Below are 16,722 nucleotides of genomic sequence, written 5' to 3'. Positions count from 1 at the left end.
TTTCACAGCACTGAGCAGAGCCACTAAACTGGTGCTATCCGAATGAAAGGAAAAGCTGATGGCACCCGTTTCTCTTTCCCGCCAAACTGCCCGTAACCTGCATCTTGCCGCGCAGGGCCTGCTGCACCCACCTAAACGCCAGGCTACCTACAGCGATCTGCTGGCGGTTATCAGACGCATGTCGCTGCTGCAAATCGATACCATTCATGTCGTCGCGCGTAGCCCTTACCTGGTCTTATTCAGTCGTCTGGGTGACTATCCCCCAGGCTGGCTGGAGCAGGCGCTGGCTTCAGGCAGCCTGTTTGAATATTGGGCGCATGAAGCCTGTTTTATTCCGGCCGAAGATTACCCGTTATTGCGCCACCGGATGCTGCAGCCGGAAAAAATGGGCTGGAAATATAACGCTGAATGGATGGCGCAGCACGCCGATGAAGTTGCTCACCTGTTACAACATATCGCCGCGCACGGTCCGGTACGTTCAGCTGATTTTGCGACGGCTCCCGGACATCAGCCTGGCTGGTGGTCATGGAAGCCTCATAAGCGACACCTGGAAAACCTGTTTACCGCCGGGGAGCTGATGGTTATTGGACGGCAAAACTTTCAGCGCATTTATGACCTGCGTCAGCGGGTGCTACCGGAATGGGACGATGCTTTGCATCTGCTTAGCGAAGAACGCGCGCAGGAACAGATGTTGCGCAACAGCGCGTGTAGCCTGGGGCTGTTTCGCGCCGAGTGGTTACCGGACTATTACCGTCTAAAACGCGTGGCGCTCAAAGAGGTGTTAGCGCGCTGGCAGGAAGAGGGCTTTGTCGTACCCGTAACGGTAGAAGATATGGGCGAGATGTGGCTGCATCATGAGGGGCTGGCGCTGCTGGAAAAACCGCTTAAGGCCAGCCATACGGCTATTTTGTCTCCTTTTGACCCGGTCGTCTGGGATCGACGCCGCGCGCAGGCGCTCTTCGATTTTAACTATCGGCTGGAGTGCTATACGCCTGAGCCAAAACGTCGTTATGGTTATTTCACTTTGCCGCTGCTGCACCGTGGCGCATTAAAGGCGAGGCTGGATGCTAAAATGTTACGCCGTGAGCGCTGCTTGCAGATTAAAAATTTGTGGCTGGAAGAAAAAACAAGGGTTGGCGCAGGCCTGGTGAACGACGTGCGTAAAGCCATCGATCGCTTTGCCCGCTGGCAAGGGGCTGAGCAGGTTAGGGTAGAAAAAGGGCCCGATAAACTGTTACAAATCATGGGAACAAACTGGTCGCTGCCGAATGAAGCGTGACATTATCGCCCATTCAGCGGCTGTGTTATGCTTGCCATCCTGAGGCTTCGGTCCATTACGGAGGAAACATGGATCACCGTTTACTTGAAATCGTTGCTTGTCCGGTCTGTAACGGCAAGCTCTACTACAACAAAGAGCAGCAGGAACTGATCTGCAAACCAGATGGCCTGGCATATCCGGTTCGCGACGGTATTCCGGTTCTGCTGGAAAACGAAGCCCGCACGCTATCCGCAGACGAGATACATCCATGAGTTTTGTCGCCATCATTCCGGCTCGCTTTGCATCAACGCGTTTACCCGGTAAACCGCTGGTTGATATTCACGGTAAACCGATGGTGGTACATGTGATGGAGCGAGCGCTACAGTCTGGCGCCGACCGGGTAATTGTTGCTACCGATCATCCTGACGTGGCGGCGGCCGTTACGGCGGCAGGCGGCGAAGTATGCCTGACGCAGCCCGATCATCAATCCGGCACCGAGCGGCTGGCCGAGGTGATCGAGCAGTATCAGTTTGCCGATGACACTATCATTGTTAACGTGCAGGGCGATGAGCCATTAATCCCCCCTGAAATTATCCGTCAGGTTGCTCACAATCTGGCAGGTTCAGTGGCGGGCATGGCGACGCTGGCAGTGCCGATTACCCATGCTGAAGAAGCCTTTAATCCCAACGCGGTTAAGGTAGTACGCGATGCGCAGGGGCATGCGCTTTATTTCTCGCGCGCCACCATCCCCTGGGATCGCGAGCGTTTTGCGCAGTCGCATGACAGCATTGGCGACAGCCTGCTGCGTCACATTGGTATTTATGCCTATCGGGCAGGTTTTATTCGTCGCTACGTAAGCTGGGAACCCAGCCAGCTGGAACAAATCGAACTGCTGGAGCAGCTGCGCGTATTATGGTACGGCGAAAAGATACACGTCGATGTAGCAGAGACGACGCCAGCAGCGGGCGTCGATACGGCTGAAGATCTGGCGCGCGTCCGCGAGGCATTACGCTAACCAGCGTTTTTCAGTTAACGAGAGGAGCTTTCGGGCTCCTCCCTGCAATGCCCGACCATCCTAAAGCGGGATAAATCCCGATATGGACGGCCAGCCATTTCCGTCCTTTTAACGGTCAGGGCGCAGCCTGGTTCTGCGGCGTCGCGGCATCAGCGGCGGTTTTCCCATTGATGCTCTGCCACAGAGCGCCCAGCCCTTCATAGACCGCGCGTTCGCTATGGCTTAGCCACAGCGGCGCAGGCAAGGCTTTCTCCCACCCGTTAAGCGGCGAATCAATCGCCATCTGATTTGCCGGAGCGGCAATCGGCATTAAACCCTGATGATGGAAAAACGTCATGGCACGAGGCATATGATTAGCGGATGTCACCAGCAGAAAAGCGCGTTGTCCGACGATCTGTTTAACCGCCATCGCCTCATCGTCAGTATCCCGTGGCCAATCGAGTTGGATAATAGCCGCCGACGGCACGCCCAGTGATATGGCGACCCTGGCCGCCGCTTCAGCGTTGCTAACCGGATTGGTGGATGCCGGACCGCCGGTAAAAATCATTTTAGCGCCCGGATGCATCCGCCATTGCCTTACCCCTTCCGTTACGCGTGGCAGGCTGTTGCTAATCAGATTAGAGCTGGGCGCCCATGCCGGATTCCAGGTATAACCGCCGCCGAGTACGACGATAAACTCCACGGGGGCGGTTTCATTATAGGTGGGGTAACGCTGCTCCAGCGGGCGCAGCAGACTATCCGCCACCGGCTGCAGGCTAAGACAAAAAAGAATCATCCAGGCCGCTGAAACGAGGGTTTTCCCGCTTTTTTGCCAACGGCTGAACCAAAGCAGCAAAAGCCCGAACGCCATCAGCAAAAGCAGGAGCGGCAAAGGCAGCAACAGGCCGCCAGCAATTTTTTTTAGGGTAAAAAGCATGTCTGCGGATTCCTTTTGTCCGAAAAAACATCATCTGATAGCCAGACTTTGCATCAAAGGTTCATTCTGCGCCGGGGTATGACAAAATAGGCGCCCTGAAACAGCAATCCCCGGAGCTGACGCATGCAGGATCGTAACTTTGACGATATTGCCCATAAGTTTGCGCAAAACATTTACGGTACCACCAAAGGGCGTATTCGTCAGGCTATCCTGTGGCAGGAGCTGGATGCGTTACTGACAACCTTGCCGGATCGGCCGCTGCGCATTGTGGACGTTGGCGGCGGTCAGGGGCAAATCGCCTGCGGGCTGGCCGCGCGCGGCCATCAGGTTTTACTGTGCGATATTTCTGGTGAAATGCTGCAGCGTGCCCGCGAACATGCGGAACAGCAGAACGTAATTGCCAATATGCAATTCCAACAAATTAGCGCGCAGCAGGTGGCGCAATACTTGGATAAGCCAGCGGATCTGGTATTGTTTCACGCGGTGTTGGAGTGGGTCGCCGAGCCAGAAGCGATCCTGGCTACGCTGTACGAAGCGCTGGCGCCGGGCGGCATATTATCGTTGATGTTTTACAACCTGCACGGGCAGATATTGAGTACGGCGGCGCACGGTAATTTCGGCTGGCTGGAAGTCGGCATGAAGAAAGGCAAAAAGAAAACGCTTTCGCCTGATTACCCGCGCGATCCCCAACAGGTCTATCAGTGGCTGCAATCCTGCGGCTTCATTATTGAACGCCGCGCCGGCATTCGGGTATTTCACGATTATATGCACGATAAACAACGACGAATAGATGAATTTGATCGGCTGTTGGCGATAGAAACTCACTATTGCCGTCAGGAACCCTTTATCAGCCTGGGGCGTTATATTCATGTCACGGCGCGCAAACCCGGCCCGAAGGATCTACTATGAGTGATTTTTCCCAGACTGTCCCGGAGCTGGTCTCCTGGGCGCGGAAAAACGATTTTTCCGTTTCGTTACCCACCGAACGTCTGGCGTTTCTGCTGGCTATCGCCACGCTAAACGGCGAGCGAATGGATGGGGAAATGAGCGAGGGCGAGCTGACAGATGCGTTTCGTCACGTCAGCGACGCCTTTGAGCAAACCCATGAAACCGTCGTGGTACGCGCCAATAATGCGATAAACGATCTGGTGCGCCAACGCCTGCTTAATCGCTTTACCAGCGAACTGGCGGACGGCAATGCGATCTATCGTCTGACGCCGCTGGCGATCGGCATTACCGATTACTATATCCGTCAGCGTGAATTTTCCACTCTGCGTCTCTCTATGCAGCTTTCGATTGTTGCCCAGGAGCTGAAGCGGGCGGCGGATGCGGCGCAGGAGGATGGCGATGAGTTTCACTGGCACCGCAACGTCTTCGCGCCGCTGAAATACTCGGTCGCGGAGATTTTCGACAGCATCGATTTAACGCAGCGTCTGATGGATGAGCAACAGCAGTCGGTTAAAAACGATATTGCCGCGCTGCTTAATCAGGACTGGCGCGCCGCCATCTCCAGCTGTGAACTGCTGCTCTCGGAAACCTCCGGCACCCTGCGCGAGCTGCAGGATACGCTGGAAGCCGCGGGCGACAAGCTGCAGGCGAATCTGCTACGTATTCAGGACGCCACGCTCGGCAGTCCGGATCTCGGTTTTGTCGATAAGCTGGTGTTCGATCTGCAGAATAAACTCGATCGCATTATTAGCTGGGGCCAGCAGGCGATTGACCTGTGGATCGGTTATGACCGCCACGTCCATAAATTTATTCGTACCGCCATCGATATGGATAAAAACCGCGTCTTTGCCCAGCGCTTACGCCAGTCGGTCCAGAACTATTTTGAACAGCCCTGGGCGCTGACCTGCGCCAATGCCGATCGCCTGTTCGATATGCGTGACGAAGAGTTGACGCTGCGTGACGAAGAGGTCACCGGCGAGCTGCCTTCAGAGCTGGAGTATGAAGAGTTTAATGAAATCCGTGAACAGCTTGCAGCGATGATTGAAGAAGCGCTGCAGATTTACAAAACGGAAAATAAACCGCTTAACCTCGGTGAGGTGATGCGGGATTATCTGGCGCAGTATCCACGGGCCCGTCATTTTGACGTGGCGCGCATTGTCATCGATCAGGCGGTGCGTTTAGGCGTGGCGGAAGCTGATTTTTCCGGGTTGCCGGCGCAATGGCAGCCCATTAATGATTACGGAGCCAAGGTGCAGGCACATGTCATCGACAAATATTGAACAAGTGATGCCAGTTAAAATGGCTCAGGCACTGGCGAATCCGCTTTTTCCCGCGCTGGACAGCCAGCTGCGTGCGGGACGACATATTGGTATTGAAGAGCTGGACAACCATGCTTTTTTAATGGATTACCAGGAATATCTTGAAGAGTTTTATGCGCGCTATAACGTCGAGTTAGTGCGCGCGCCGGAAGGTTTTTTCTATTTACGTCCGCGTTCTACCACGCTTATTCCGCGCTCGGTGCTCTCTGAGCTGGATATGCTGGTGGGAAAAATTCTCTGTTATCTCTATCTCAGCCCGGAACGTCTGGCGAATGAGGGAATTTTTACCCAGCAGGAACTGTATGACGAACTGGTGAGCCTGGCGGACGAAGGTAAACTGCTGAAGGTGGTTAACCAGCGTTCAACCGGCTCCGATCTCGATCGCCAAAAGCTGCAGGAAAAAATGCGCGCGTCGCTTAATCGCCTGCGCCGTCTTGGCATGGTTTGGTTTATGGGCAACGACAGCAGCAAATTTCGCATTATGGAATCCGTTTTCCGCTTTGGCGCCGACGTTCGCAGCGGCGACGATCCGCGCGAGGCGCAGCTGCGCATGATTCGCACCGGCGAAGCCATGATGCTGGAAACGGCGGAAAACAGCGAAGAAGAAGCGGATAGCCAGCAGCGCCAGACAGACATGGCGGAGGATGAAGAGGAATGATTGAACGCGGAAAATTTCGCTCGCTAACGCTGATTAACTGGAACGGTTTTTTTGCGCGTACTTTTGAGCTTGATAACCTGGTCACCACGCTTTCTGGCGGCAACGGCGCCGGTAAATCTACCACGATGGCGGCATTTATTACGGCGATGATCCCCGATCTGACGCTGCTTCATTTCCGTAATACCACCGAGGCGGGTTCCACCAGCGGATCGCGTGATAAAGGGCTGCATGGAAAGCTGCGTCCGGGCGTCTGCTACTCCGTGCTGGACGTGGTTAATTCACGCCATCAGCGTGTCGTTGTCGGGGTGCGCCTGCAACAGGTGGCCGGGCGTGATAAAAAGGTGGATATTCGTCCGTTCAGCATCCACGGTCTGCCAACTTCTCTGCATCCTACTGAAATGCTTACGGAAACGGTGGGCACTCGTCAGGCGCGCGTCCTGCCGCTTAACGAGCTGAAAGATCGCGTTGAGGCACTGGAAGGGGTGCAGTTTAAACAGTACAACTCCATTATTGATTACCACAGCCTGATGTTTGAGCTGGGTATTGTTGCGCGTCGCCTGCGCTCGGCCAGCGATCGCAGCAAGTTTTATCGTCTGATTGAGGCCTCGCTGTACGGCGGGATCTCCAGCGCCATTACCCGCTCGCTGCGTGATTATCTGCTGCCGGAAAATAGCGGCGTACGTAAAGCATTTCAGGATATGGAAGCGGCGCTGCGGGAAAACCGTATGACGCTGGAAGCGATTCGCGTCACCCAGTCCGATCGCGACCTGTTTAAGCACCTGATCTCTGAAGCTACCAACTATGTGGCGGCGGATTATATGCGTCACGCCAATGAACGCCGCATCCATCTGGACGGCGCGCTGGTGTTGCGTAATGACCTCCTTGCCAGTCGTAAACAGTTGGCTGCTGAGCAGTACCGGCACGTGGAAATGGCGCGTGAACTGGCGGAGCACAGCGCGGCTGAAAGCGATCTGGAAACCGATTATCAGGCTGCAAGCGATCACCTTAATCTGGTGCAGACGGCGGTGCGTCAACGGGAAAAAATTGAGCGCTACGAAGCCGATATTGATGAGCTGACCTATCGTCTGGAAGAGCAGAATGAGGTGGTGGCCGAAGCGCGTGAAGTGCAGGAAGAAAACGAAGCGCGTCGGGAAGCGGCCGAGCTTGAAGTTGATGAGTTAAAAAGCCAGCTGGCGGACTATCAGCAGGCGCTCGATGTCCAGCAAACGCGCGCTATTCAGTATCAGCAGGCGCTGCAGGCGTTGCAGCGCGCTCAGGAGATTTGTCGCCTGCCGGAGCTCAGTATAGATAACGCGGAAAGCTGGCAGGAAACTTTTCAGGCGCGTGAGCAGGAGACGACGGAAAATCTGCTGATGCTTGAGCAGAAAATGAGCGTTGCCGAAGCGGCGCACAGCCAGTTTGAGCAGGCGTTTGAACTGGTAGGTAAAATTGCCGGGCCGGTCAGCCGTAGTGAAGCCTGGCAAACCGGACGGGAGTTGCTGCGTGACGCGGCTAACCAGCGTCATCAGGCCGGGCAGCTCGCTTCGCTGCGGATGCGCTTGTCTGAAATGGAACAGCGTCTGCGCGAGCAGTATGAAGCCGAGCGTTTGCTGAACGAGTTTTGTAAGCGTCAGGGCCAGCAGTATGAGGCGCATGAGCTTGAAGCGTTGCAGCATGAGCTGGAAGCGCGCATTGAACAGCTGTCGCAGAGCGTAGCCGATGCCGGCGAGCAGCGAATGATGATGCGCCAGGAGCTGGAACAGCTGCGTGAACGCATTACGCAGCTGACTGCCCGCGCGCCGCACTGGCTGGCGGCGCAGGAGATCCTGACCCAGCTTAGCGAACAGACCGGCCAGCCGCTGGAAAACAGCCAGCAGATTACCGAGTTTATGCAGCAGCTGCTGGAGCGCGAGCGTGAAACCACGGTCGAGCGCGATGAGGTTGCGGCGCGTAAGCGTGAAACGGAACAGCAGATTGAGCGTTTAAGCCAGCCTGGCGGTTCTGAAGATCCGCGCCTGAATGCGCTGGCCGAACGTTTCGGCGGCGTGCTGCTGTCGGAAATTTATGACGACGTCACCTTTGAAGATGCGCCTTACTTCTCGGCGCTGTATGGGCCGTCGCGTCATGCCATCGTGGTGCCCGATCTTTCGCTGGTACGCGAACAGCTGGATGGCCTGGAGGAGTGCCCGGAAGATCTCTATCTGATCGAGGGGGATCCTCAATCCTTTGACGACAGCGTTTTCAGCACCGAAGAGCTGGAAAAAGCGGTAGTAGTGAAGGTTGCTGAGCGCCAGTGGCGTTACTCTCGCTTTCCTAAAGTGCCGCTGTTTGGCCGCGCCGCCCGTGAGAAGCAGCTGGAGCTGCTACATGCCGAACGTGAGCAGCTGGCGGAAACCTACGCCACGCTCTCCTTTGACGTGCAGAAAACCCAGCGTTTGCATCAGTCCTTTAGCCGTTTTATCGGCAGCCACCTGGCGGTGGCGTTTGAAGAGGATCCTGAGGCGCAAATTCGCCAGCTGAATGCGCGCCGCGGCGAAATCGAACGCGCCCTTAACGCGCACGAAAGCGAAAACCAGCAGCAGCGTCAGCAGTTTGAACAGGCAAAAGAGGGCGTCGCGCAGCTGAACCGTCTGCTGCCGCGCGTGAGTCTGCTGCTTGATGAGACGCTGGCGGATCGCTGCGAAGAGCTGCGTGAGTTGATGAGTGAAGCGCAGGAGGCGGCGCGCTTTGTTCAACAGCATGGTAATCATCTGGCCCGCCTTGAGCCGCTGCTGGCGGTGCTGCAGAGCGATCCGCAACAGCATGAGCAGCTAAAAGCGGGCTATCAGCAGGCGCAGCAGGCGCAGCGTGAAGCGCGCCAGCAGGCGTTTGCTATTACCGAAGTCGTACAGCGTCGCGCGCATTTCAGCTATGTCGATTCCGCCGGTATGCTAACCGGAACCAGCGATCTGAATGAAAAACTGCGCCAGCGTCTGGAGCATGCGGAAGCGGAGCGTGCGCGAGCGCGTGAACGCCTGCGCGAGCATCAGCTCACGTTAACGCAGTATTCGCAGGTTCTGGCCTCGTTAAAAAGCGCTTACGATGCCAAGCGCGACATGCTGAAAGAGCTGCAGCAGGAGATGCAGGATATTGGCGTTCAGGCAGATTCCAGCGCCGAGGAGCGTGCCAGAATCCGGCGTGATGAATTGCATAATGCGCTCAGCCATAACCGTTCGCGTCGCAATCAGCTGGAAAAACAGCTGACATTCTGTGAAGCGGAAATGGATGGCCTGCAGAAAAAGCTGCGTCGTCTGGAGCGCGATTACCATATCAGCCGCGAGCAGGTAGTCAGCGCCAAAGCGGGCTGGTGCCTGGTGATGCGCATGGTGAAAGATAACGGCGTAGAGCGGCGTCTGCATCGTCGTGAGCTGGCCTATCTGGGCGGCGATGAGCTGCGTTCAATGTCGGATAAAGCGCTGGGCGCGCTGCGTCTGGCGGTCGCCGATAATGAACATCTGCGAGACGTGCTGCGTCTCTCAGAAGATCCCAAACGCCCTGAACGTAAAATTCAGTTCTTTATCGCCGTTTATCAGCATCTGCGCGAGCGTATCCGCCAGGATATTATCCGCACCGACGATCCGGTTGAAGCAATTGAGCAGATGGAAATTGAGCTTAGCCGTCTGACTGAAGAGCTGACCGCTCGCGAACAGATGCTGGCCATCAGCTCGCGCAGCGTGGCGAATATTATTCGCAAGACGATTCAGCGCGAACAAAACCGTATCCGTCAGCTTAACCAGGGATTGCAAAGCGTGAGCTTTGGCCAGGTCCGTAGCGTGCGCCTGAATGTTAACGTGCGCGAAAGCCATGCAACGCTGCTGGACGTGCTGTCTGAACAGCATGAGCAGCATCAGGATTTGTTCAACAGTAACCGGCTTACTTTCTCCGAGGCGCTGGCTAAACTCTGGCAGCGTCTCAATCCGCAGATTGATATGGGACAGCGCACGGCGCAAACCATCGGCGAGGAGCTGCTTGATTACCGTAACTACCTGGAGATGGAAGTTGAGGTTAATCGTGGTTCGGATGGTTGGCTGCGTGCTGAAAGCGGGGCGTTGTCAACCGGTGAGGCGATCGGTACCGGGATGTCGATTCTGGTGATGGTCGTGCAGAGCTGGGAAGAGGAAGCGCGCCGCCTGCGTGGCAAAGATATTAGCCCGTGCCGCTTGCTGTTCCTCGATGAGGCCGCGCGTCTGGATGCCAAATCAATAGCGACGCTGTTTGAACTCTGTGAACGTCTGGAGATGCAGCTTATCATCGCCGCCCCGGAAAATATCAGTCCGGAAAAAGGCACCACCTATAAACTGGTCCGTAAAGTCTTCAACAATACGGAACATGTTCATGTGGTTGGCTTGAGAGGCTTCTCTGCCGATCCTCTGCCGGGCACGACGGTATTGCGCGCGGAGCAGGACCAGCTTAAGGATGAAAAAACGCAGGTATAAATGTAGTAAAACTGTTGCCTCGCGTTTAATCTAATCAACGGCATTTGCTCTATGAGACAAATGCCGTTGTTCGTTTATATACTTATTATAATAATTAACAGTCATGACGGTTTGTTAACCGCCGACAAAGCAGGCAGGGGGCAAGGATGTTGCTGGCACAATATAAGGCACTGAAAAAAACAACGCTGGCTTGGGCAGTTGCAATCAGCCTGATACAGATCTCTACCGCCGGGGCGGCGATTATTACGGCTGTACCGGTAGAAAGAGCCGGTGAAACCATGAGCGCGGCCGCAGGACAACAGCAAATGTTGGCCGCACTGCCGCAGGGCGTTAAGCCTTTTTATACCGGAACGCTGGCATCCTTATACGCTGCGCGCCAAATGCAGCCTGTCTGGCAGGACAGAGAAGCCGTACAGCACTTCCAGCAGCAGCTGGCCGAAGTGGCGATTTCAGGGGTTCAGCCGCAGTTTACCCAGTGGGTACAGCTATTAACGGATCCCAATATTACCGGTATGGCGCGCGATATTGTTTTATCGGACGCTATGCTTGGCTACCTGCAATTTGTCGCAAACGTACCTAAGAAGGGTGAAAGCTGGCTATATAGCCGGGTTCCTTACAAAATGGCGCTGCCGCCGCTTGCGGTGACTAACCAGTGGCTGAAGGCGGTTGATGCCGGGCAACTGACCCGTTTCGTTAACTCTTTAGTTCCTCAACATCCCCAATATAGCCGTATGCACAATGCGCTGAAGCAGATGCTGGCGGATAATCATCCGTGGCCGCAGCTGAAAGATAAACAGACGCTACGTCCCGGCCAGGTCAGCGATGATGTTCCGGCGTTAAGAGAGATTCTGCAGCGTACCGGTATGCTGTCGGCTAAAGACGCGCCAGCGCCAAATGAGGATGCGGCAACCGCTGACGCCGTCAGTCAGAACGATCGGTTGGCTACCGTAAGCCCTTCCGCCACTGACGTTACTGACGTGCCGGCCTCAACCCCGGCTAATCCGGGCAACGTTGCCTCTTCACAGCCGGTGGCGACAGACGACAATATTTATGGCCCAACGCTAATCGAAGCGGTGAAGCGCTTTCAGCGCTGGCAAGGTCTGGAAGCTGACGGGGCGATTGGCCCACGCACGCGCGAATGGCTAAACGTGTCGCCACAGCTGCGTGCCTCGCTGCTGGCGCTCAATATCCAGCGTTTGCGGCTGCTGCCGGATGATATGCGTAATGGCATCATGGTCAATATCGCCAACTATTCGCTGGTCTATTACGCTAACGGCAATGAAATATTATCGTCCCGCGTAATCGTGGGCCGTCCCGATCGTAAAACGCCGCTGATGCGTAGCGCTTTAAATAATGTCGTGCTGAATCCACCGTGGAATGTTCCCACAACGCTGGTCCGGCAGGATATTATTCCCAAAGTTAAACGCAACCCGTCTTATCTGTATCAGCATGGTTATACCTTGCTTTCCGGCTGGAGCAACGATGCCGAGGTTATCGATCCCAGCATGATTGACTGGAGTATGGTCTCGGCGGCTACATTCCCGTATCGCATACGCCAGGCACCGGGGGCTAATAACTCGCTGGGGCGTTTTAAATTCAATATGCCCAGCTCCGACGCTATTTATTTGCATGACACGCCAAATCACAATCTTTTCCAGAAAGATATTCGCGCGCTGAGTTCTGGTTGCGTACGGGTAAATAAAGCCTCGGAGTTAGCCAATTTACTACTGCAGGATGCGGGCTGGAATAATGCGCGCATATCCAGCAGCCTGCAGCAGGGAGATACGCGCTATGTTCCTATTCGTCACCGTGTCCCGGTAAATCTGTTTTATCTTACCGCCTGGGTAGCAGATGACGGTAAGACACAGTTTCGCACAGATATTTACAATTACGATACCACCGCTCAGTCAGGCACGCGCATTCTGGCTCAGGCTGGTCAGTTAATGCTTTAATCATTGATTCACTAAAGTTTTTCCCGGCTGTCTGTTACTACAGGCAGCCGGACCAGCTGTGGCGTTTACGTTTATCCTCACATTCCTGCCGTTTAGTATCTTGACGTCATCCAGAGTGGCGGTTAAGGTGCGGCTTGTGCACTTTTTGCACGGTTCGCTTTCTTTTCGCAGGTAAACGCAATTTATGACTAATTTTGATTCCCAACGTCGTAAGCTGCTGGTTTTAGGTGGTGCGGCAGCAGGGCTTGCGCTGCTTCCAGGCTCAGCTCTTGCCTCAGTTTCGACTTCTCGTCCTCGCGTCCTTACGCTCAATAATCTTCATACCGGTGAAACGCTTAAAACCGAGTTTTTTAATGGGAAAAGTTACGATCAGGATGAGCTGACGCGGTTGAATCACTTTTTCCGCGATTATCGGGCTAATAAAATTAAAAGTATCGATCCAACGTTATTTGATCAGCTTTATCGACTACAGGCGATGCTGGAAAATAGTAAACCGATCCAGCTTATTTCTGGCTATCGTTCGCTGGCAACGAATAATATGCTGCGTGAAAAAAGCAGCGGCGTAGCAAAACATAGCTACCATACGCGTGGACAGGCGATGGATTTTCATATTGAAGGTATTTCTCTTAGCAATATACGCAAAGCGGCGCTGAAAATGCGCGCTGGTGGTGTAGGATATTACCCACGTAGTAACTTTGTGCATATTGATACCGGGCCGGTGCGCCACTGGTAATGCAGAGATCGCCCACCGGCTGTGTGGGTCACGGAGCTTTATGGATTATCATATTATTCCCGTCACGGCATTCGCGCAGAACTGCTCGTTGATTTGGTGCGGTGAAACGCATGAGGCAGCGCTGGTCGATCCTGGCGGCGATGCGGAACTGATTAAACAACAGGTTAAAGCGCAGAACGTTACGATAACAGCGGTACTGCTTACGCATGGCCATCTTGATCATGTGGGGGCCGCCGCCGAGCTGGCCGCTTATTATGGCGTACAGATTATCGGGCCGCAAAAGCAGGATGCCTTCTGGCTGGACGCGCTGCCGATGCAAAGCCAAATGTTTGGTCTTGCGGAATGCGCGCCGTTAACGCCCGATCGCTGGCTGGAGGAAGGAGAAACGGTACAGGTAGGTAAGGCAACGCTGGACGTTTTGCACTGTCCCGGCCATACGCCCGGTCATATCGTCTTTTTCCATCGCGCCGGAAATTTATTAATTTCGGGCGACGTTATTTTTAACGGCGGCGTAGGGCGCACTGATTTTCCACAGGGTAGCCACCAGGCGCTGATTGATTCCATTAAAAATAAGCTGCTGCCGCTTGGCGATAATATTACCTTTATTCCCGGTCATGGGCCGTTATCCACCTTAGGCCGTGAGCGTATCAGTAATCCTTTTTTAATCTGACCAGTAAATAAAAAATGGGCCAGCAGGCCCATTTTTTTACGTTGGTCTTATAAAACGGCAACAATCGCTTCGCACAGGGCGGCCATATTATCTGGCGTCATGCCCGCTACGTTAACACGCCCCGAATTCACCGCATAAACGCCAAACTCTTCGCGTAAACGAATAACCTGATCTTTATTTAATCCGCTAAAAGAGAACATCCCGTTCTGGCGAATAATAAAGCTGAAGTCGCGGTTAGCGCCTTTTTCCTGCAGCGTATTCACAAAAAGCTGACGCATGCGATGAATACGCTGACGCATATCCGTTAACTCCTGTTCCCAAATAGCACGCAGCGCGTTATTACCAAGAATTGTGGCAACGACGGCGGCACCGTGTGCAGGAGGATTAGAGTAGTTTGCGCGAATGGTATATTTTACCTGGCTGAACGCGGTATCGGCTACGCTGGCGTCTGCGGCAACCAGCGTAAAGGCGCCCACACGCTCGTTATACAGGCCAAAATTTTTGGAGTATGAGCTGGCGACAATCAGTTCTTTATGGCTGGCGGCAAAAATCCGCAGCCCTTCAGCATCTTCTTCCAGACCACGAGCGAAGCCCTGATAGGCAAAATCGAACAGCGGCAGCCAGCCGCTCGCCTTTGACAGTTCTGCCAGCTGGGACCACTGTTCTGCGGTAGGATCAATGCCGGTTGGGTTATGGCAGCAGCCGTGGAACAGGACTACGTCACCGGCTTTTGCGCCGCGCAGGCTGGCCAGCATCGCGTCAAAATCGAGCTGGTGGTTTTCAGCATCATAATAATCATATTCGCAGACTTCGAGTCCGGCGGAATTAAAGACGTTTTTATGGTTCGGCCAGCTGGGATGACTGATCCAGACGCGTTTTGCAGCGGTTTGCGTCGCCAGGAAATCGGCGGCTACGCGCAGGGCGCCGGTTCCGCCGGGCGTCTGCGCCGTGCGGGCGCGTTTCTCGCTAAGAATGGCGTTATCCTGGCCAAACAGCAGAGCCTGAGTGCAGCGAGCAAAATCGGCCAGGCCATCAATGCTGAGATAGTTTTTTGTGGTTTCGTTTTCCAGCAGGTACTGCTCGGCTTTTTTTACGCTGGTTAATACCGGCGTTTGCCCGGTTTCATCTTTATACACGCCGATGCCAAGATTAATTTTATTCGGGCGGTCATCGGTGCGGTAAAGATCGGCTAAACCAAGAATAGGATCGGCGGGTGCAGCAGTGATATTTTCAAACATGTGAGAGGTCCGTAAGCTTCAAAAAAAGCGAAATGGAGCTTCAGGTTAACGCCAGAAAGTTAAAATGCCAACCGTTTGCGAGAAAAAGAATAGTGAATAAATTTGCTGAAAGAAGGGAAATAAAAACGGGGCCAAAGGCCCCGTTTTTTAACCTTAGCAGAGCATCACGCCCCGCAGCAGGCTGACTTAGAACTGGTAAACCAGGCCCAGTGCTACGGTGTCACCAGAACCCAGACCTAAACGGTTATTGTCATCTATCTGGTTAATGATGTAGTCAACGTAGGTAGACATGTTTTTGTTGAAGTAGTAGGTTGCGCCCACTTCAAAATATTTAGTCAGATCAACGTCGCCGATGCCTTCAACATCTTTCGCTTTAGACTGAACGTAGGCGATAGACGGACGCAGGCCGAAGTCGAACTGATACTGGGCAACAACTTCAATCTGCTGAGCTTTGTTTGCGAAGCCGGTAAAGCCGGAAGTTGCGTTGCCGGTAGTTGTATCTTCGATGAAGGTTGAGTTACGGGTTTCGCTGTACATGGCTGCCAGGTAAATGTTGTTGGCATCATATTTCAGCGCGGTAGCCCACTGCTCTACACGCTCGCCACCGTTACCGAAGAAAGCAGCCTGCTGACCGTTGGTACGATCGCCTGAACCGTATGCAGCAACGAAACCGATACCGATCGGAGAGGTATAGCTAGTAGAAATTGCGTAGCCGTCACCGTTAGCTTGCTGGATACCACGGCTGGTCGCCTCTACGCCGTCATCATTTTTGCCCTGGTACTGTACGGCAAAGTTCCAGCCTTCAACCAGGCCGAAGAAATCAGTATTGCGATAGGTTGCCAGACCGTTGCTGCGGCCAACAAAGAAGTTATCAGAGTAACCTGAATCACCGCCGAACTCCGGCAGCATATCGGTCCAGCCTACTGCATCATAAACTAAGCCATAGTTGCGGCCGTAATCGATTGAACCGAATTCGCCAAATTTCAGACCCGCAAAGCCCAGACGCGTTTTGTTGCCTTCCTGAGCGTCGCCGCCGCCTTCAGAGTGGTTAGCCTGAACGTTGTATTCCCACTGGCCGAAACCGGTCAGCTGGTCATTAATCTGGGTTTCGCCTTTAAAGCCGAAACGAATATAAGTTTTGTCACCGTCGCTGGCATAGCCATCGTTATCAGAGAAGTAGTGCAGGCCTACCGCTTTACCATACAGATCCAGCTTGTTGCCGTCTTTATTATAAATTTCCGCTGCATTTGCTGCTCCGGCAGCTAACAGAGCAGGAATAACCACTGCCAGAATATTGCGCTTCATCATTTTTTATTACCCTCATTGGAGTTATTTGGACACCTGCCACTGCCGTCAAGTATTCTTTACAAAAGCTTGATCAGAGTTTGGTGTCTTCCTGTGTCTGCAGGCATCTTTCCATTCGCCGCCAGGTAATTCTACTCCGAAAATGCTACTAAACCCTAATAGTAGTTTCTAAAAGAAAGTATGTATTACAAAATGTAAAAATCAGGGAACTTTGTGAGATATCTCAAGATTTACA

The 16,722-nt window shown here is 53.9% G+C and carries 13 protein-coding genes; 10 read left to right on the top strand and 3 right to left on the bottom strand.

Features of this window, described 5'->3' with window-relative positions; translation table 11 throughout:
* The first annotated feature begins 58 nt into the window (after nt 1-58).
* The 3 genes from COO59_RS01545 to kdsB all read left to right on the top strand — a co-directional run bounded on the left by COO59_RS01545 (nt 59) and on the right by kdsB (nt 2,273).
* A complete protein-coding gene (locus tag COO59_RS01545; protein ID WP_103058069.1) occupies nt 59-1,279 on the top strand; it encodes a winged helix-turn-helix domain-containing protein in 1,221 nt (406 codons plus the stop codon).
* Between the two features lie 68 nt (nt 1,280-1,347).
* Nucleotides 1,348-1,530 (top strand): Trm112 family protein, encoded by a 183-nt coding sequence (locus tag COO59_RS01540; RefSeq protein ID WP_038627028.1) that lies wholly within the window; start codon nt 1,348-1,350, stop codon nt 1,528-1,530.
* Entirely contained in the window at nt 1,527-2,273 is a 747-nt protein-coding gene (kdsB, locus tag COO59_RS01535) for a 3-deoxy-manno-octulosonate cytidylyltransferase (RefSeq protein ID WP_103058068.1), read from the top strand. Before COO59_RS01540 ends, kdsB begins: the two co-directional genes overlap by 4 nt.
* A 115-nt stretch (nt 2,274-2,388) precedes the next feature.
* Here the strand turns inward: kdsB and elyC are convergent, their stop codons facing one another.
* The gene (gene elyC / locus COO59_RS01530) at nt 2,389-3,189 is read right to left on the bottom strand and encodes an envelope biogenesis factor ElyC (RefSeq protein ID WP_103058067.1); all 801 of its coding nucleotides are present in this window, start codon (nt 3,187-3,189) and stop codon (nt 2,389-2,391) included.
* Between the two features lie 123 nt (nt 3,190-3,312).
* Between elyC and cmoM the strand changes: the two genes are divergently transcribed.
* The 7 genes from cmoM (at nt 3,313) to COO59_RS01495 (ending at nt 13,944) form a co-directional block, all read left to right on the top strand.
* Nucleotides 3,313-4,098, top strand: coding sequence for a tRNA uridine 5-oxyacetic acid(34) methyltransferase CmoM (cmoM, locus tag COO59_RS01525; RefSeq protein WP_103058066.1), 786 nt, complete (start codon nt 3,313-3,315; stop codon nt 4,096-4,098).
* Nucleotides 4,095-5,417 carry a chromosome partition protein MukF gene (gene mukF, locus COO59_RS01520; RefSeq protein WP_103058065.1) on the top strand — a complete coding sequence of 441 codons (1,323 nt, stop codon included), beginning with the start codon at nt 4,095-4,097 and terminating at the stop codon, nt 5,415-5,417. The genes cmoM and mukF overlap by 4 nt, the downstream gene beginning before the upstream one ends.
* The gene (mukE, locus tag COO59_RS01515) at nt 5,398-6,114 is read left to right on the top strand and encodes a chromosome partition protein MukE (protein WP_103058064.1); all 717 of its coding nucleotides are present in this window, start codon (nt 5,398-5,400) and stop codon (nt 6,112-6,114) included. The genes mukF and mukE overlap by 20 nt, the downstream gene beginning before the upstream one ends.
* Nucleotides 6,111-10,589, top strand: coding sequence for a chromosome partition protein MukB (mukB, locus tag COO59_RS01510; protein ID WP_103058063.1), 4,479 nt, complete (start codon nt 6,111-6,113; stop codon nt 10,587-10,589). Before mukE ends, mukB begins: the two co-directional genes overlap by 4 nt.
* A 146-nt stretch (nt 10,590-10,735) precedes the next feature.
* Complete coding sequence (ldtD, locus tag COO59_RS01505) at nt 10,736-12,541, top strand: L,D-transpeptidase (protein WP_103058062.1); 1,806 nt, start codon at nt 10,736-10,738, stop codon at nt 12,539-12,541.
* Nucleotides 12,542-12,725: 184 nt separating this feature from the next.
* The gene (mepK, locus tag COO59_RS01500; protein ID WP_103058061.1) at nt 12,726-13,274 is read left to right on the top strand and encodes a peptidoglycan L,D-endopeptidase MepK; all 549 of its coding nucleotides are present in this window, start codon (nt 12,726-12,728) and stop codon (nt 13,272-13,274) included.
* A 40-nt stretch (nt 13,275-13,314) separates the two neighbouring features.
* Nucleotides 13,315-13,944, top strand: coding sequence for an MBL fold metallo-hydrolase (locus COO59_RS01495; RefSeq protein WP_103058060.1), 630 nt, complete (start codon nt 13,315-13,317; stop codon nt 13,942-13,944).
* 47 nt (nt 13,945-13,991) lie between these two features.
* Here COO59_RS01495 and COO59_RS01490 read toward each other — a convergent pair whose 3' ends face one another.
* Together COO59_RS01490 and ompF are read right to left on the bottom strand one after the other, a co-directional pair.
* Nucleotides 13,992-15,182, bottom strand: a complete 1,191-nt coding sequence (locus COO59_RS01490; RefSeq protein WP_103058059.1) for an amino acid aminotransferase — start codon at nt 15,180-15,182, stop codon at nt 13,992-13,994.
* A gap of 186 nt (nt 15,183-15,368) precedes the next feature.
* Nucleotides 15,369-16,490 (bottom strand): porin OmpF, encoded by a 1,122-nt coding sequence (gene ompF / locus COO59_RS01485; RefSeq protein WP_276308249.1) that lies wholly within the window; start codon nt 16,488-16,490, stop codon nt 15,369-15,371.
* Between the last annotated feature and the right edge of the window lie 232 nt (nt 16,491-16,722).

The organism is Mixta theicola, from assembly GCF_002895925.1.
In the GTDB taxonomy this organism is placed as follows: Bacteria; Pseudomonadota; Gammaproteobacteria; order Enterobacterales; family Enterobacteriaceae; genus Mixta; species Mixta theicola.
Note: the sequence above shows the minus strand (reverse complement) of the source record. Positions and strands in the feature narration are given on the sequence as shown.